The organism is Paracraurococcus lichenis (genome assembly GCF_030657435.1).
GTDB lineage: Bacteria > Pseudomonadota > Alphaproteobacteria > Acetobacterales > Acetobacteraceae > Paracraurococcus > Paracraurococcus lichenis.
Genome location: NZ_JAUTWS010000001.1, coordinates 308,588 through 325,630, shown reverse-complemented (window position 1 = coordinate 325,630; position 17,043 = coordinate 308,588). Strand labels below are relative to the sequence as shown.

The 17,043-nt window shown below is 70.2% G+C and carries 15 protein-coding genes; 1 reads left to right on the top strand and 14 read right to left on the bottom strand.

Going from position 1 to position 17,043, the window contains the following annotated elements; translation table 11 throughout:
- The 10 genes from Q7A36_RS01485 to Q7A36_RS01440 form a co-directional block, all read right to left on the bottom strand.
- Positions 1–1,608 (bottom strand): carboxyl transferase domain-containing protein, encoded by a 1,608-nt coding sequence (locus Q7A36_RS01485; RefSeq protein ID WP_305101861.1) that lies wholly within the window; start codon positions 1,606–1,608, stop codon positions 1–3.
- A complete protein-coding gene (locus Q7A36_RS01480; protein WP_370655620.1) occupies positions 1,605–2,780 on the bottom strand; it encodes an isovaleryl-CoA dehydrogenase in 1,176 nt (391 codons plus the stop codon). Before Q7A36_RS01480 ends, Q7A36_RS01485 begins: the two co-directional genes overlap by 4 nt.
- Positions 2,780–4,405: an acyl-CoA synthetase gene (locus Q7A36_RS01475; RefSeq protein ID WP_305101859.1), complete on the bottom strand. Its 1,626-nt coding sequence runs from the start codon at positions 4,403–4,405 to the stop codon at positions 2,780–2,782. The genes Q7A36_RS01480 and Q7A36_RS01475 overlap by 1 nt, the downstream gene beginning before the upstream one ends.
- Complete coding sequence (locus tag Q7A36_RS01470) at positions 4,405–5,649, bottom strand: phenylacetate--CoA ligase family protein (protein WP_305101858.1); 1,245 nt, start codon at positions 5,647–5,649, stop codon at positions 4,405–4,407. The genes Q7A36_RS01475 and Q7A36_RS01470 overlap by 1 nt, the downstream gene beginning before the upstream one ends.
- Positions 5,640–6,413, bottom strand: a complete 774-nt coding sequence (locus tag Q7A36_RS01465) for an ABC transporter ATP-binding protein (RefSeq protein WP_370655619.1) — start codon at positions 6,411–6,413, stop codon at positions 5,640–5,642. Before Q7A36_RS01465 ends, Q7A36_RS01470 begins: the two co-directional genes overlap by 10 nt.
- A 106-nt stretch (positions 6,414–6,519) precedes the next feature.
- A complete protein-coding gene (locus tag Q7A36_RS01460; protein ID WP_305101857.1) occupies positions 6,520–7,806 on the bottom strand; it encodes an ABC transporter substrate-binding protein in 1,287 nt (428 codons plus the stop codon).
- Between the two features lie 20 nt (positions 7,807–7,826).
- Positions 7,827–8,894, bottom strand: coding sequence for a branched-chain amino acid ABC transporter permease (locus Q7A36_RS01455; RefSeq protein WP_305101856.1), 1,068 nt, complete (start codon positions 8,892–8,894; stop codon positions 7,827–7,829).
- Positions 8,894–9,787 carry a branched-chain amino acid ABC transporter permease gene (locus tag Q7A36_RS01450; protein ID WP_305101855.1) on the bottom strand — a complete coding sequence of 298 codons (894 nt, stop codon included), beginning with the start codon at positions 9,785–9,787 and terminating at the stop codon, positions 8,894–8,896. Before Q7A36_RS01450 ends, Q7A36_RS01455 begins: the two co-directional genes overlap by 1 nt.
- 5 nt (positions 9,788–9,792) lie before the next feature.
- Complete coding sequence (locus Q7A36_RS01445; RefSeq protein WP_305101854.1) at positions 9,793–11,694, bottom strand: long-chain fatty acid--CoA ligase; 1,902 nt, start codon at positions 11,692–11,694, stop codon at positions 9,793–9,795.
- Entirely contained in the window at positions 11,691–12,539 is an 849-nt protein-coding gene (locus Q7A36_RS01440; RefSeq protein WP_370655618.1) for an ABC transporter ATP-binding protein, read from the bottom strand. The genes Q7A36_RS01445 and Q7A36_RS01440 overlap by 4 nt, the downstream gene beginning before the upstream one ends.
- A gap of 202 nt (positions 12,540–12,741) precedes the next feature.
- On the opposite strand from Q7A36_RS01440, the gene Q7A36_RS01435 reads away from it, so the two are divergent.
- Complete coding sequence (locus tag Q7A36_RS01435) at positions 12,742–13,338, top strand: TetR/AcrR family transcriptional regulator (RefSeq protein WP_305101853.1); 597 nt, start codon at positions 12,742–12,744, stop codon at positions 13,336–13,338.
- Here Q7A36_RS01435 and Q7A36_RS01430 read toward each other — a convergent pair.
- The 4 genes from Q7A36_RS01430 to rfbG are packed head-to-tail and all read right to left on the bottom strand — an operon-like array spanning position 13,335 to position 17,041.
- Positions 13,335–14,222, bottom strand: coding sequence for an NAD-dependent epimerase/dehydratase family protein (locus Q7A36_RS01430; protein ID WP_305101852.1), 888 nt, complete (start codon positions 14,220–14,222; stop codon positions 13,335–13,337). The two genes, Q7A36_RS01435 and Q7A36_RS01430, sit on opposite strands and share 4 nt — an antisense overlap.
- Positions 14,215–14,742 carry a dTDP-4-dehydrorhamnose 3,5-epimerase family protein gene (locus tag Q7A36_RS01425; RefSeq protein ID WP_305101851.1) on the bottom strand — a complete coding sequence of 176 codons (528 nt, stop codon included), beginning with the start codon at positions 14,740–14,742 and terminating at the stop codon, positions 14,215–14,217. Before Q7A36_RS01425 ends, Q7A36_RS01430 begins: the two co-directional genes overlap by 8 nt.
- On the bottom strand, positions 14,739–15,986 hold the full coding sequence (locus Q7A36_RS01420) for a class I SAM-dependent methyltransferase (RefSeq protein ID WP_305101850.1): 1,248 nt from the start codon (positions 15,984–15,986) through the stop codon (positions 14,739–14,741). Before Q7A36_RS01420 ends, Q7A36_RS01425 begins: the two co-directional genes overlap by 4 nt.
- Positions 15,983–17,041: a CDP-glucose 4,6-dehydratase gene (gene rfbG / locus Q7A36_RS01415; RefSeq protein WP_305101948.1), complete on the bottom strand. Its 1,059-nt coding sequence runs from the start codon at positions 17,039–17,041 to the stop codon at positions 15,983–15,985. Before rfbG ends, Q7A36_RS01420 begins: the two co-directional genes overlap by 4 nt.
- Between the last annotated feature and the right edge of the window lie 2 nt (positions 17,042–17,043).

Here is a 17,043-nt window from a genome sequence, read left to right as displayed (position 1 = left end):
TCACATCCGGAAGACGCCGAAGCGGGTGGGCGCAATGGGCGCATTGGCCGCGGCGGCGAGGCCGAGGCCGATGACGTCGCGCGTCATGGCGGGGTCGATGATGCCGTCGTCCCAGAGCCGGGCGGTGGCGTAGTAGGGCGAGCCCTGCGTCTCGTACTGCGCGCGGATCGGCGCCTTGAACGCCTCCTCCGCCTCGGCCGGCCAGGCCTTGCCCGCGGCTTCCAGGTTGTCGCGGCGGACGGTGGCCAGAACGCTCGCCGCCTGCTCCCCACCCATGACGGAGATGCGGCTGTTCGGCCAGGTGAAGAGCAGCCGCGGGCTATAGGCGCGGCCGCACATGCCGTAATTGCCGGCGCCGAAGCTGCCGCCGATGATGACGGTGAACTTGGGTACGCTGGTGGTGGCGACGGCGGTGACCAGCTTGGCGCCGTCCTTGGCGATGCCGCCCGTCTCGTATTTCCGGCCCACCATGAACCCCGCGATGTTCTGCAGGAAGAGCAGCGGGATGTTGCGCTGGCTGCAGAGCTCGACGAAATGCGCGCCCTTCAGCGCGGATTCGGAGAAGAGGATGCCGTTGTTGGCGAGGATGCCGACCGGGCGGCCCCAGATGCGGGCGAAGCCGCAGACCAGCGTGGTGCCGTAGCGCGCCTTGAACTCGTCGAGCTCCGAGCCGTCGACGATGCGCGCGATCACCTCCCTGACATCATAGGGCTGGCGGACGTCCTGCGGGATGATGCCGTGCAGCTCCGCCGGGTCGTAGCGCGGCGGCACGGGCGGGGCGAGGTCGTCGCCCGGCGGCCGCGTCGGCGCCAGATGCCCGACGATGCGCCGGGCGAGGCCGAGCGCATGCATGTCGTCCGCCGCGAAATGGTCGGCGACGCCGGAGAGGCGGGTGTGGACATCGGCGCCGCCGAGATCCTCGGCGGAGACCACCTCGCCGGTCGCCGCCTTCACCAGCGGCGGGCCCGCGAGGAAGATGGTGCCCTGGTTGCGGACGATGATCGCCTCGTCGCACATGGCCGGCACATAGGCGCCGCCGGCGGTGCAGCTTCCCATCACCACGGCGACCTGCGGGATGCCGAGCGAGGACATGGTGGCCTGGTTGTAGAAGATCCGGCCGAAATGGTCGCGATCAGGAAAAATCTCGTCCTGGTTCGGCAGGTTGGCGCCGCCGCTGTCCACGAGATAGAGGCAGGGCAGCCGGTTCTGCTGCGCCACCTCCTGCGCCCGCAGGTGCTTCTTCACCGTGATGGGGTAATAGGTGCCGCCCTTCACCGTCGCATCATTGGCGACGATGACGCATTCGCGGCCCGCGACGCGGCCGATGCCCGTCAGGATGCCGCCCGCCGGCACCTCGCCGCCATACATGCCGTGTGCCGCGAGCGGCGAGAGTTCGAGGAAGGGCGCGCCGGGGTCGAGCAGCCGCTCCACCCGCTCCCGCGGCAGGAGCTTGCCGCGGGAGAGGTGGCGCTGGCGCGAGGCCTCGGGCCCGCCCTGCGCCGCCTCGGCCGTGCGCTCGGCGAGTTCCGCCAGCAGGGTGCGCATATGTGCCGCGTTTGCGCGGAACCCGCTGCCGCGCGTGTCGATGCCTGACGTGAGCGCGCTCATGCGGTCTCGCGGAACAGCTCGCGGCCGATCAGCATGCGGCGGATCTCGCTGGTGCCGGCGCCGATCTCGTAGAGCTTGGCGTCGCGCAGCAGGCGGCCGGTCGGCGTCTCGTTGATGTAGCCCATGCCACCGAGGATCTGGATGGCGTCGAGCGCGATCTTCGTCGCCGCCTCCGCGGCATAGAGGATGGCGCCGGCCGCGTCCTTCCGCGTGGTCTGGCCGCGGTCGCAGGCGCGCGCCACGGCATAGACATAGGCGCGGCAGGCATTCAGCGCCGTGTACATGTCGGCCACCTTGCCCTGGATGAGCTGGAACTCGCCGATCGACTGGCCGAACTGCTTCCGCTCATGGATGTAGGGCACGACGACATCGAGCGCCGCCTGCATGATGCCGAGCGGTCCCGCCGCCAGCACCGCGCGCTCGTAGTCGAGGCCGGACATCAGCACGCGCACGCCCTCGTTCAGGCGGCCGAGCACGTTCTCCGCCGGCACCTCGCAATCCTCGAAGACCAGCTCGGAGGTCGGGGAGCCGCGCATGCCGAGCTTGTCGAGCTTCTGCGCCGGGCGAAACCCGGAAAAGCCCTTCTCGATCAGGAAGGCGGTGATGCCGCGCGGGCCGGCTTCCGGCTCGGTCTTGGCATAGACCACCAGCGTCTCGGCGTAATGCGCATTGGTGATCCAGAGCTTGGTGCCGTTCAGGACGTAGCGGTCGCCCCGCTTGTCCGCCCGCAGCTTCATGGAGACGACATCGGAGCCCGCGCCCGGCTCGCTCATCGCCAGCGCGCCCAGATGCTCGCCGCTGATCAGCTTCGGCAGGTAGCGGCGCTTCTGCTCCTCCGTGCCGTTGCGGCGGATCTGGTTGACGCAGAGGTTGGAATGCGCGCCGTAGGAGAGACCGACCGAGGCGCTGGCGCGGCTCACCTCCTCCATCGCCACGCAATGGGCGAGGTAGCCCATATTGGCGCCGCCCCACTCCTCCTCCACCGTGATGCCGTGCAGGCCGAGAGCGCCCATCTCCGGCCAGAGATGCCGGGGGAATTCGTCGGTGCGGTCGATCTCGGCGGCGATCGGCGCGACTCGCGCATCGGCGAAGCCCTTCACGCTGTCGCGGAGCATGTCGATCTCGTCGCCGAGCCCGAAATCGAGGCTGGGGATGGTGACGTTGCCGGGCATCATGGCCCTCCCTGCGTCATGCGGCGGCGCAGCTCGCCCCGCATCACCTTGCCGGTGGCGGTCAGCGGCAGCGCATCCTGGAAGATGACCTGCCGCGGATAGCTGTGCGCGGCGAGGCGGGTTTTCACGTGGTCCTGCAATTCGGCGGCCAGCGCCGGGCCGGCGACCGCACCGGGCGCGGGCACGACGATGGCGGTCACCGCCTCGGTCCGCAGCGGGTCGGGCAGGCCGATGACGGCCACCATGGCGACGGCGGGATGGCGCAGCAGGCAATCCTCGATCTCGCCGGGGCCGATGCGGTAGCCGGCCGAGGTGATGACGTCGTCGTCGCGGCCGACGAAGCGGAACCAGCCATCCTCGCTCATCACCCCCTGGTCGCCGGTGAGCAGCCAGTCGCCGGCGAATTTCGCCGCCGTCGCCGTCGGGTTGTTCCAGTAGCCCAGGAACATCACCGGGTCCGGCCGGCGCACGGCGATGGTGCCGATGGCGCCGGGCGGCAGCGGCGTGCCCTCGGCGTCCACCACCGCGACAGCATGGCCCGGCACGGCACGGCCCATCCAGCCCGGCCGCGCCGGCATGATCGTGGCGCAGGAGGAGACGACCAGGTTGCATTCGGTCTGGCCGTAGAACTCGTTGATCGTGACGCCGAAGGCGCTGCGGCCCCAGTCCAGCAGCTCCGCCCCCAGCGTCTCGCCGCCGCTGCCGATGCTGCGAGGATGCGCGCCGTATTGCGCCGCGCGAGGCAGGCCGCGCATCATCTTCAGCGCGGTCGGCGGCAGGAAGGCGTTTCTTACGTTGTGCCGCGCCATCAGGCGGAAGGCGAATTCGGGGTCGAATTTCGCCATGCGGTGCGCCAGCACCGGCACGCCGTGGTGCAGGCTGGGTAGCAGCACGTCGAACAGCCCGCCGACCCAGGCCCAGTCGGCCGGCGTCCAGAACAGGTCGCCGCGCTGCGGGAAGAGGTCCTGCGGCATCTCGACGCCCGGCAGGTGGCCGAGCAGCACGCGATGCGCATGCAGCGCGCCCTTCGGCGCGCCGGTCGTGCCGGAAGTATAGACGATGATCGCCGGATCGTCGGCCGCCGTGTCCACCGGCGTGAAACCATCCGAGGCGCGCGCCATCTCGGCATGCAGGTCGAGCGCGCCCTCCCCCGCACCATCGGCGCTCAGCACCAGGCGCAGATCGGGCAACCGGTCCCGGATGGCGGCGAGCTTCGCCAGCCCGACCGCATCCGTCACCAGCGCCGCCGCGCCGCTATCGGACAGGCGGAACTCCAGCGCCTGTTCCTGGAAGAGCTGGAACAGCGGCACCGCGATGGCGCCGAGCCTGTAGATGGCGAGATGCGCAAGTGCCGCCTCCGGCACCTGCGGCAGCAGCACGCCGACGCGGTCGCCGCGCCCGATCCCATGCGCCCGCAGCGCATTGGCCAGCCGGTTGCTGTCGGCCTTCAACGCGTCGAAGCTGATGCGGTCCAGCCGCCCATCGGCATGCAGGTGCAGCAGCGCCGGCCGGCCGCTGCCATCCGCCCAGCGATCGCAGCAATCGACGGCCATGTTGTAGCGATCCGGCACCCGCCAGCGGAAGGCGGCGCGGATCGCCTCGTAGCTACGTCCCTTGGGCAGCATCAGCCCGGCACCGGTCGCGTGTCGTCGATGACCTTGCCGTCGTTCGGCAGGGTTCCGGGCGGCACCAGCTCCACCAGGCCGCGCAGCTTGGTGGCGTTCTGCAGCGCGAGGCCGAGCTTCTCCACCAGCGCCTCGTCCCGCTCCGTCGCCTCGGCCCGCAGCAGCATGACGTCGCGCTCGCCCTCCAGCGAGACGACCAGCCGTGCCTTCGCCACCGCGGGCACGGCGCGCAGCACCTCGGCCACCTGCTCCGGCCGGACGAACATGCCGCGCACCTTCGCCGCCTGGTCGGCGCGGCCCATCCAGCCACGGATGCGGCGATTGGTGCGGCCGCAGGGCGAGGCGCCCGGCATGATGGCCGAGAGGTCGCCGGTGGCGAAGCGGAGCAGCGGATGATGCGGGTTGAGGGTGGTCACCACCACCTCCCCCACCTCGCCATCCGGCAGCGGGTCGCCGGTGCCGGGGCGGAGGATCTCCACCACCACGCCCTCGTCGAGGATCAGCCCCTCGCGCGCCTCGCTCTCATAGGCGATGAGGCCGAGATCGGCGGTGCCGTAGCTCTGCAGCACGGTCAGGCCGCGCTCGGCATACCAGGCCCGCAGCGTCGGCAAATAGGCGCCACCGGTGACATGGCCGAGTTGCAGCGAGGAGAGATCGAGGCCGAGCTCGTCCCCCTTCTCCAGGATCGTCTTGAGGAAATCGGGCGTGCCGCTGTAGCACCGCGGCCGGAGCTGCGCCGCCGCGCGCGCCTGCATCTCCGTGTTGCCCGTGCCAGCGGGGAAGACGGGGCAACCGAGCGCGCGGGCGCCACCTTCCAGCATGCTGCCGGCCGGGGTGAAGTGGTAGGCGAAGCAGTTGTGCAGCAGCTCGCCGCCGCGCAGGCCGGTGGCGTGCAGGGCGCGGGCATAGCGCCAGTAGTCCGGCACGGCCGCCTCGGGCTCCGCGATCGGGCCGGGCGAGACGAAGACGCGGGCCAGCGCGCCGAGCGCCGTGGCGACCACGCCGCCGAAGGGCGGATCCTCCGACTGCTGCGCGATCAGCGCCGACTTGCGCGCCACCGGCAGCGCGGCGAGCGCGGCACGGGAGGCGATGGCCGCCGGCTCCACATCGGCCAGCGCGCGCGCATAATGCGGTGCGCGGGCCCTCGCATGCGCCACCTGCCCCGGCAGGGCCCGCGCCAGCGCCGCCTCGCGCTCGTCCGCGCTGCGCGTCTCCAGCGCGTCGTAGAACCGATCTAGAGCCACCGCTTCCTCCGCTTGTAGCTCTTGAGGTTGCGAAAACTCTTCCGCTCGGCGCCGTGGCCGCCGAGGTAGAACTCCTTCACATCCTCATTCGTTGCGAGCGCCTCCGCGGTGCCGTCCAGCACCACCTTCCCCTGCTCCATGACATAGCCGTAGGAGGCGACGGAGAGCGCCATGCGGGCATTCTGCTCCACCAGGAGGATGGTGATCCCGAGGTCCTCGTTCAGCTTGCGGATGATGGAGAAGACCTCCTTCACCAGCAGCGGGGAGAGGCCCATCGAGGGCTCGTCCATCAGGATCAGCTTCGGCCGCGCCATCAGCGCACGGCCGATCGCCAGCATCTGCTGCTCCCCGCCCGAGAGATAGCCGGCAAGGCCGGTGCGCTCCTTCAGGCGCGGGAAGTAGGTATAGACCATGTCGATGTCGCGCTTCACCTCGCCGTCGGAGCGGGTGAAGGCGCCGAGCCGGAGATTCTCCAGGCAGGTCATGTCGGCGATGATCCGCCGACCTTCCATCACCTGGAAGATGCCCTTGCGCACGATCATGTGCGCCTCCGCCCCGTCGATCCGTTCGCCGTTGAAGCGGATCTCGCCGCGGGTGACCTCGCCCTCCTCCGTGCGGAGGAGGCCGGAGATCGCCTTCAGCGTCGTGGACTTGCCCGCGCCGTTGGCGCCGAGCAGGGCGACGATCCTGCCCTGCGGCACCGAGAGCGACAGGCCGCGCAGCACCAGGATGACGTCGTTGTAGACGACCTCGATGTTGTTCACCTCGAGAAGTGGCGGGCTGACGCCCGCATGCAGCCGATTCAGACCTTCGGGCCTTTCGGCCCTCTGGTCATCGGATGCATCAGCCGTGCCCGCCGCGGTCATCGCCTCACCAGCCCAGCCAGTCCGCGCGGCGGTCGAGCGTGACGGTCTTCACCGGCTCGAGCTTCATGGTGCCGGCCTGCATCAGCTCGGCGACGCTGCCCTGGCTGGTGTCGCTGCCCACCCGCGCGCGATAGATCGAGACGCTGAGCTGGCCGCGATGATCGGCCGGGGTGAAGTTGGACGGCGCGCAGACGCCCTCGAAGCCCCTCGGCACCCAGTCCTTGCGGGCGTAGAAGCCGTCGCGGATGCGCTCGCCGGTCACCTGGCCGCCATTGGCCGCGGCGGTCTCCATCGCCTCGGCCAGCAGCATGGCGCTGCAGATGCCGGAGAGGTAGTGCACAGGCCGATAGGCATTGCCGGCCTGGTCGGAGATGCGGCTGATCGCCTGCACATTCGCCATGCCCGGCGCCTGCTGGCCCCAGACGGCGGCGGTGCGCACCGGGAAGACCACGCCATTCGCCGCCGTGCCGGCGGCCTTCATCGCATTCTCGTCCATGCCCCAGACATTGCCCATGAACTGGACATTCGCGCCGGCGGTCTGGCAGGCCCGCAGGACGGAGATGTTGGAGCCTGCGGTATTGCCGAGATAGGCGTAGTTGGCGCCCTGGTTCTTCAGCGTCAGGCACTGCGCGGTATAGTCGCCGGGCGTCAGCGCGAAGACGATGGCGGGCAGCACCTCGAAGCCGAGTTCAGCCGCCAGCGCCTCGCCGGCCGCCTTGGGCGAGTTCGGATAGGGATGGTTGCCGCCCATATGGACGTATTTCGGCTTGCCCTGCCCGCCCTTCGCCTTCCAGTCCTCGGCGGCCCAGATCAGCATGGCGCGCAGCGCATCCGAATAGGAGGGGCCGTAGAAGAAGTTGTAGGGCGATGCCTCGACCCCCTGCCGGCCGGACTTGCCGCCGGCATCCGTCAGCGCGGCGGAGTAGGAGCCGGAGACATAGGGCACCTTGTCGCGGGTGACGAAGCGCACCAGCGCCTCGGTATCCGCCGTGCCCCAGCCATCGATGGCGACGACGCGGTCGCGGCTCCAGGCCTGGTACTGGCTGACGGCGCGCGGCGCCTGGTAGCCGTAGTCGAAGGCCAGGACATTGACCTGACGGCCGGCGACGCCATTGCGCGTGCGGTTGACCCAGGCCCAGGCGTCGTTCACGCCCTGCGCGAAGGGCGTGCCGACATCGCTGGTCGCGCCCGACAGGTCCATGAGGTGTCCGACCGGGATCGGCTGCGCCGCCGCCGGCAGGGTCAGCGCGGCAGCGGCCGCAAGGCCGAGCATGGTTCTCCGCAAGGGCATGTCGTTTCCTCCCGATGTGGCTAGTGCGAGTAGGGATAGAGCTTCCAGTAGGCCTTGATCAGCCGCCAGCGGTGCGCGAGGCCGTCCGGCTCGAAGATCAGGAAGAGGATGATGACGGCGCCGACCGCCATCTCCCGCAGGAAGGAGATGGAGTTGCCGAGGCGCAGCGCGCGGTCGATGGCACCGCCGGAGAGCGCGTCGGCCATGGCCTGCACCACCTCGGGCAGCAGCACCATGAAGGCGGCGCCCATCAGGCTGCCGGAGACGCTGCCGAGCCCGCCGATGATCACCATGCCAAGGAACTGGATGGAGAGCAGGATATTGAAGGCCTCGACGCTCACGAAGAGCAGGTAGTGGGCGTAGAGGGCGCCGGCGATGCCGGCATAGAGGCTGGCGATGCCGAAGGAGAGCGTGCGGTAATAGGCGAGGTTGATGCCCATGACCTCCGCGCTGAGATAGTGGTCGCGCACCGCCACCAGCGCCCGCCCGTCGCGCGTGCGCATCAGGTTCGACGCGCCGACGAACATGATGACGACCCAGGCGAGGACGACGTAGAGGTAGCTCTCCTCCCGGTCCGCGCGCCAGCCGAAGGCCTCGAAGGGCTCCGTGATGCGGCCGGCGACGCCGCCGGTGAACCACTGCGCCCGGGCGAAGAAATCCTCCAGGATGAACTGCGCGGCGAGCGTGGCGATGGCGAGGTAGAGGCCCTTGAGGCGCGCCGCCGGCGCCCCGAAGACGAGGCCGACCAGCGCTGTGGTAAGCCCCGCGAGCGGGATGCAGAACGCGACCGGGATATGCCAGGTCTCGTGCAGCCAGGCGCTCATGAAGGCGCCGAAGCCGAAGAAGGCGGCATGGCCGATGCTGATCTGGCCGGTGAAGCCGACCAGGATGTTCAGCCCGAGTGCCGCGATGCCCATGATGCCGATATTGACCAGCAGGCCGAGTTCGTAGCGGCCGAAGGCGAAGGGCGCGGCGCAGACCAGGGCGATGCCGAGCCAGAGGGCGAGACGGCTGTTGCGCGTCTCGAGGATCGTCATGTCCTCGTGGTAGCTGGTGCGGTAGACACCGGCCGGGATCATCGTGGCCATCAGACGCGCTCGATGTTCTTCGTGCCGAACAGGCCATAGGGCTTGACCAGCAGTATGAGGATGAGCGCGTAGAAGGGCGCGACACTGTACATGTTGCCCCAGTTCAGCCACTGCGCGTCGAGGTACTGCGCCCAGTTCTCCAGCAGGCCGACGATCAGCCCGCCGAGAACCGCGCCGACCACGCTGTCCAGCCCGCCGAGGATGACCGCCGGGAAGACCTTGATGCCGTAGAAGGAGAGCGCGGAGGAGACGCCGTTCACAACGCCCACCACCACACCCGCGACGGAGGAGACCATCGCCGAGATCGCCCAGGACATGGCGAAGACCTTGGGGACGGAGACGCCGAGCGATTGCGCCACCTGCTGGTCGAAGGCCGTCGCGCGCATCGCCAGACCATGCTTGCTGGCGGTGAAGAACCAGGCGAAGCCCGCCATGATGAGGACGGAGATGCCGAGGCTCATCAGATAGACCGTCTGCACCTGCAGGCCGAGCACGCTGACCTGGTCCACCGCGAAGATCGGCGGGAAGGGCTTGGCGAAGACGCCGAAGATCCACTTCATCAGCGCCTGGAAGAAGATGCCGAGGCCGATGGTCGCCATGATGACGCTGATCACCGGCTCCCCGATCAGCGGCCGCAGCACCACCACCTGCAGCACGATGCCGAAGACCGTCATGAAGGCCAGGGTGAAGAGGAAGCCGGCCCAGAAGGGAAGCTGCCAGTCCGTCAGCATCCACCAGCAGACCCAGGCGCCGACCAGCAGGAACTCCCCTTGCGCGAAGTTCACGACCTGGGAGGCCTTGTAGATGAGCACGAAGCTCATCGCCACCACGCCGTAGAGCGCGCCGACGATCAGGCCGTTGAGCGTGAGCTGCAGCAGCAGCGACCAGTCCATGCGCCCTACTCCGCGGCTTGCGCCAGGGGCGCCGCGCGCATGGAGACCACCTTCAGCGTGGTCCGGATGCGCTGCTTCGTGCCGTCCTGGAAGGTGATGGTGGTGTCCACCGGGATCGCGCCGTCGCCGCGATACATGGCCGCGATGATGTCGCCGTATTTCTGGTTGATGACGCCGCGGCGGACCTTGCGGGTTCGGGTCAGCTCCTCGTCATCCGCGTCCAGCTCCTTGTAGAGCAGCAGGAAGTCCCGGATGCGCTGCGGCTCCGGCAGGGTGGCGTTCACCTTCTCGACCTCCTTGCGCAGCAGCTCCGTCACCTCGGGCCTGGAGGAGAGGTCGGTATAGGTGGTGAAGGCGATCCGGTTGCGCTCCGCCCATTTGCTCACGATGGGGAAGCGGATGCAGATCATGGCCGCGAGGTGCGGCCGGCCATCGCCCAGCACCACCGCTTCCGCGACATAGGGGCTGAATTTCAGCTTGTTCTCGATGTACTGTGGGCTGAATCGGTCGCCGCGGCTGGTGGTGGCGATGTCCTTGATGCGGTCGATGACCACGAGGTGCCCGGCCTTGTCGACATAGCCGGCATCGCCGGTGTGCAGCCAGCCCTCCCGCAGGTCGCCCGTCTCCGTCATGCCGAAATAGCCGGCGAACATGTTGGGATGGCGCGTCACGATCTCGCCGAGGCCGTTCTGGTCGGGATCGACGATGCGCGTCTCGATCTCGTCCGTGAAGGCGATGCCGACCGTGTCCTGGTTCACCTCGCCCGGGCGGTGGACGGTATAGGCGCCGAGCGTCTCGGTCTGGCCGTAGATCTGCCGCAGCGGCACGCCCATGGCCTGGAAGAAGCGGAAGGTGTCGGGGCCGAGCGCGGCGCCGCCGGTGGCCGCGCTCCTCAGGTTGGTGAAGCCCAGCCGGTCGCGCAGGGCGCGGAACAGCAACTGGTCTGCCTTGAAGGACCGCTCGCCCTTGTCGAGCGCCGCCAGGCCCCACTGCATGCCGAGGTCGAACATGCGTCGCTTCAGCGGGCTGGCATCCATCACCTTGGCGCGCACCTCGGCCGCCAACGCCTCCCAGACGCGCGGGGCGAAGAGGACGAAGCTCGGGCCGATCTCGCGGAAATCGGCCATCATGGTCTCCGGCTCCTCGACGAAGTTCACCTTCATCCGGGCCAGCAGTCCCCAGCCGAGGGCGTAGATCTGCTCCATGATCCAGGGCAGCGGCAGGACGGAGACATACTCGTCCTCCGGCCCCTTCGGATCCGCCTTGAGATAGGCCGCGCAATGCCGCACCACGGCGCCGGCCGTCAGCATGGCGAGCTTTGGCCGCGCGGTGGTGCCGGAGGTGGTGCAGAGGATGGCGACGTCCTCGCCCCGGGTCGCCGCGACCATGGCGTCCCAGGCGCCGGGCTGCTCACGATGCGCCGCCTCGCCCAGCGCGACCAGCTCCGTCACCGGCAGCAGGCGCGGGTCCTCATGCTTGCGCATGCCGCGCGGGTCGCAATAGACGATGTGGCGCAGCGCCGGCAGCCGCCCGCCGATATTGAGCAGCTTGTCCACCTGCTCCTCGTCCTCGGCGATCACCGCCCTGGCGGAGGCGAATTCCAGCAGGTAGGCGACCTCGTCCTCCAGCGCGTCGCGGTAGACGCCGAGGCTGCGGGCGCCGATGGCGTGCGCCGCGATCTCGCCCATCACCCAGTCGGGCCGGTTATCGCCGATCAGCCCGACCACGTCGCCGGCGCCGAGGCCGAGGCGCCGCAGCCCTAGGGCGAAGGCGCGCGTCCGCGCCTCGTAGTCAGACCAGGTGATACTGCGCCAGATGCCGAACTCCTTCTCGCGCAGCGCCACGTCGCGCGGATGCGCCCTCGCGTTCCGGACCAGCAGCTTGGGAAATGTATCGGCGTCGCTCATGCCGTCACCGGCTCGTCCACGTCGCGCACCACCTCGTCGGCCTCGCCGAGATAGGCGCGCCGCACATGCGGATCGGCCAGGACCTCCTCCGGCCTTCCCTCGGCGATCCTGCGGCCGAAATCGAGCACCATGACGCGGTGGGAGATGTCCATCACCACGCCCATGTCGTGCTCGATCATCAGCACGGTCATGCCCCATTCCTCGTTGAGGTCGAGGATGAAGCGGGCCATGTCCTCCTTCTCCTCGAGGTTCATGCCCGCCATCGGCTCGTCCAGCAGGATCAGCTTCGGCTTCAGCGCGACCGCGCGCGCCAATTCCACGCGCTTGCGCAGCCCGTAGCTGAGCGTGCCGGCGGTCGCCTTCCGGACATGCTGGATCTCGAGGAAGTCGATGATCTCCTCGACCTCGCGTCGATGGGTGATCTCCTCCCGCTGCGCGCCGAAGAGCCAATAGGGCATGCCGGTCCAGAAGCCGTGCTTCAGCAGGTGGTGCCGGCCGACCATGATGTTGTCCAGCACCGTCATGTGGCCGAAGAGCGCCAGGTTCTGGAAGGTGCGGCCGATGCCGATGGCGGCGCGTTTGCGCGTGGGCAGGCGGGTGATGTCCTGGCCGTCGAAGCGGATGCGGCCCTCGGTCGGGCGGTAGCGGCCGGAGATGCAATTGACCATGGAGGTCTTGCCGGCGCCGTTCGGGCCGATGATGGAGAAGACCTCGCCCCTGCGGATCTCGAAGGAGACGTCGGTCAGCGCCCGCACCCCGCCGAAGCGAAGCGAGACATGCTCGGCCGAGAGGATGGGCGTGCCCGTGCGGGCGGCGGAGGCACCGTGCGACGCGTCAGCGGTCACGGCCGGCACTCCTGCCGGGAGCCGGACCGCGGCGATACCGGCCTCATGCGGCGGACATGCCTGTCCTGTCGTCGCATCATCCGTCACCTCCCCGCGGGAACGTGCCGCCCCGCTGCGAACGAACCTACGTTAGTTTCAGGATTGACCGCAAGTCCCCATTCGTCGAAGCCTAGCGCGGAGAGGGAGCGGTACAGGAGAGTGCATGGCCCGCATCACGGGCTCGAATGGCGCGCGCACCGCGGCGGCGATCCGGCAGGCCGCGCTCGGGCTGATCTATCGCCAGGGCTTCGCGGCCATGAACCTGCGCGACTTGGCGGCCGAGGTCGGGATCCAGCCCAGCTCCCTCTACAACCACATCACCAGCAAGCAGGCCCTGCTCTTCGACCTGATGCAGGAGCACATGCAGACGCTGCTGGACTCCACGGATGCGGCGCTGGCCGCGGCGGGGCCGGGGCTGATGGAGCGGCTGCGCGCCTTCCTCGCCCACCATGTGCTCTACCACATGGAGAGGCGGCAGGAGGTCTATATCGCCAATTTCGAGTTGCGCGCCCTGGACCCGCCCAACCATCGGCAGATTGTCGCGATGCGGCAGGACTACGAGGCGCGGCTGATGGCGCTGCTCGAGGAAGGCGTCGCGCTCGGCGAACTGGTGGTCGGCGACATCCCGGTCACGGCCTATGCGATGCTGGCCATGCTGACGGGCATCTGCACCTGGTACCGGCCGAGCGGCCGGCTGGAGAAGGCCGAACTTGTCGCGCTGCACACGGAACTGGCGCTGAACGGCATCCGGCGGCGCTAGGCCGGGAGCAGGAGACGCAACTCGGCTTCCAGGTCGAAGGGTTCGGCGAAGCCGACTTCCTCGCGCAGCCGGGTGGTGTCGGCGGCGATAAAGGGTGGCTCGCCCGCGCGGTCCGGCAGCGAGCCGAGGCGCAGCAGGTCGGGGCGGCCGGCGATGCGCGCGATGGTCTTCACCACGGCGCGGATCGCCACGGGCCGGCCGGATGCCAGGTTGACCGGCCCGGTCACGCCGCTCGCCGTCAGCGCGGCAAGGGCGCGGCCGAGCCAGGGCGTGCTGGCGAAGTCCCGCACCGGGCGGCCGGAGCCGGTGGCGGCCTCCCGGCCCTCGAGCAGCGCGCGCATCACCGCGGGCACCAGCCGCTCCGGATGCTCGCCGGGGCCGAAGAGGTGGAAGAGCCGCGCCCAGGCGACCGACGGGCCGCACCGCACGCCGAGCGCCAGCCAGCGCGCACAGAGTTCCGCCTTGGCGCGGCCATAGGGCGTGGCCGGCGCGATGCGGCGCGATTCCGCCCAGGGCGCCCTGCCCTCGCCGTTCCAGTCATACTCAGCGCAGGTGCCGAGGCCGATCAGCCGACGGCCGCCGAACTCGGCAAAACTCTCGCCCAGGGCGGTGGAGGCCTCGACCCAGTCGGCATTCTCCGGCGCGGTCCAGAACCTGCCATGCGTGACATACCAGGCCGCATGGACCAGGACGGCAGGCCGGACATCGCGCAGCAGCGCGCGCATCGCGCCCTCATCCATCAGGTCCGCCGAGTGCCAGGTCGCGGCGCCCTCGCCCGCATGGCGCGCCACCGCGTGAAGCTCGAAGCCCCGCGCCGCGAGCGGCGCCAGCAGCGCACGCCCCACGAAGCCCGTCGCGCCCGTCAGCAGCAAGCGCTCAGCCATGGTCCGGCCAGTCGCGGTCGCGGTCGGAGATCACTGCCGGCGCCGCGGGCCAGGCGATGCCGAAGGCGGGGTCGTTCCATCGCAGGCCGCGCGCCGTGCCGGGCCGATAGGGCGCATCGATCAGGTATTCCAGCCAGGCATCCTCGGTCAGCGAGAGGAAGCCATGCGCGCAGCCATGCGGGACGAAGAGCGCATTGTGCTGCGCCGCCGTCAGTTCCACCCCGACCCAGCACCGGTAGCTCGGCGAGTCCGGCCGCAGGTCCACCGCCACGTCGAAGACCGCGCCGCGCAGGCAGCGGATCAGCTTGCGCTCCTCGGCCGGCGCGACCTGGAAGTGCAGGCCGCGCAGCGTGTGCCGCGCGCGGTTCTCCGAGATGCTGACCTGGTGCGGCCGGAAGTCGAGGCCCGCCGCGGCGAATTCGTCGGCGCACCAGGTCCGGATGAAGCGGCCGCGCGCATCCGCGACCGGCTCGGCCAGGACCTCGACCACGCCGGCGATCGCGGTCGGGCGCAGGATCACGCCGGCGCGTCCTGCAGGCGCATGGTCGGCACCGCCACGGCCAGGCGGCCGCGATAGCCGGCCTCGCGCAACTGGCGAGAGACCTCGGCCTCGATATTCCAGGGCAGGATCAGGATGTCGTCCGGCGCCAGGGCCAGCATCGCCTCCGGCGAGACCACGGGGATATGGCTGCCCGGCAGCAGGCGGCCCTGCTTCGCGCTGCTGCGGTCGGCGACCGCCAGGATGTCGCCGGCGCCGACACCCGCGGCGTTCAGCAGCGTATTGCCCTTGGCGGCGGCGCCATAGGCGCAGACGCGGCGTCCCTCCGCGCGCGCCGTCGCCAGCCAGGCGCGCAGCCCCTCCAGCACCGCCTGCACGCGGGGACCGAAGCCCTCGTAGAAGGCATCGCCGTGAAGGCCGCGCGCCGCCTCCTCCGCCCGCAGCGCCAGCAATGCTGCGGACGGGGCACGCACCTCGGCCGAGGCGAGCACGCGCAGCGAGCCGCCATGGGTCGCCAGCCGCTCCACGTCGAAGACGCGCAGCCCGTGCCGCGCCAGCGCCGCCTCCATGGAGAGCAGCGACCAGTAGGCATAGTGCTCGTGGTAGATCGTGTCGAACTGCACGCCATCGACCAGCGCGACCAGGTGCGGCGCCTCGATCGAGACCACGCCCCGGGTGCCGGCCATCAGCGCCAGGCCGCCGGTGAAGTCGTCGAGGTCCGGCACATGCGCGAGGACGTTGTTGGCAACCACCAGGTCGGCCGGCTTCCCCTGCGCGGCGAGGATATCGCGCGCCGCCGCGCGGCCGAAGAAGCGTGCCTCGGTCGGTACGCCGGTGGCACGGGCGATCGCCGCCACATTGGCCGCCGGCTCGACGCCGAGGCAGGGGATGCCGACGGCGACGAAGTTGCGGAGGAGGTAGCCGTCGTTGCTGGCGACCTCCACGACGAGGCTTTCCCGGCCGAGGCCGAGCCGCGCCGTCATGTCGGCGCAGAAGCGCGCGGCATGCTCCAGCCAGGTCGAGGACATGGAGGAGAAATAGGCGTAGTCGGTGAAGATCCCGCGCTCATCCACCACGGTGTCGAGCTGGACGAGGCGGCAGGACTCGCAGACGACGCAGCGCAGCGGGAAGACCGGCTCCGGTTCCTGCGCACGCTCGGGCGGCACATAGGAATTGGCGACCGCCATGGTGCCGAGGTCGCAGAAGACCAGGCCGAGCCGGCCGCCGCAGGCGCGGCAGGCGGTGACGGGGCGGGAGCCGCTCATGCCGCCAGCACCCGGTCAATCGCGGCGAGCGCCTGGGCACGGGTGTCCTCGCCCGCGCGCCAGGCGGCGTACCAGCGCGCCGTCTCGGCGATCGCCTCCGGCGTCGGGAAGGCCGGCTGCCAGCCGAGGACCCGTGCCGCGAGCGTCGAGTCGAGGCCGAGCCGCGGCGCTTCCGCCATGACGGGCCCGGTCTCCTGCCGCCAGGCGACCGGCCTGCCGGTCGCCGCACCCCAGCGGTCCAGCAATTCGCGCACCCGGATCTCCCCGTCCAGCGGGCCGAAATTCAGCGCGGCCGGCGCCTGCCGCGGTGCCTCCGCCAGCCGCTCGGCCAGCAGCAGGTAGCCGCGCAGCACGTCCAGCACATGCTGGAAGGGCCGCGTCGCATCGGGGCGGCGCACCAGCAGCGCCTCGCCCGCGACCTCGGCCCGCACGAGGTCCGGGATGATGCGCTGCTCGCCGAAATCGCCGCCGCCGATGACGTTGCCCGCGCGCGCGGTGGCGATCGGCGGCAGGTCCGCGGCGAAGGAGGCGCGCCAGGACTGCACCGCCATCTCCGCCGCGGCCTTCGAGGCGCTGTAGGGATCATGGCCGCCGAGCGGGTCGTCCTCGAGAAAGGCGCGGCCGGCGCCGTCGTTGCGGTAGACCTTGTCTGACGTGATGAAGACCGCCGCGGCGATGCCGCCGAGGCCGCGCAGCGCCTCCAGCAGATGGATCGTGCCGGTGCAATTGGTGGCGAAGGTCGCCTCCGGCTCGCGGTAGCTGCGGCCGACAAAGGGCTGCGCCGCCAGCTGCAGCACCAGCTCCGGCCGCGCCGCCCGCACCAGCGCGGCCAGCCCCGCACGGTCGCGGACATCGGCGCGGTGGTCGGCCGCCAGCGCCCCACCGATGCGCATGGCGGCGAAGGCGGTCGGCCCGGCATAGGGGTCGAGCGCGATGCCCGTCACCTCGGCGCCCAGCCGCTGCAGCAGCAGGCAGAGCCAGCTTCCCTTGAAGCCGGTATGGCCGGTGACCAGCACGCGCCTGCCACGCCAGAAGCCCGGCCGGGGATGGACCATGG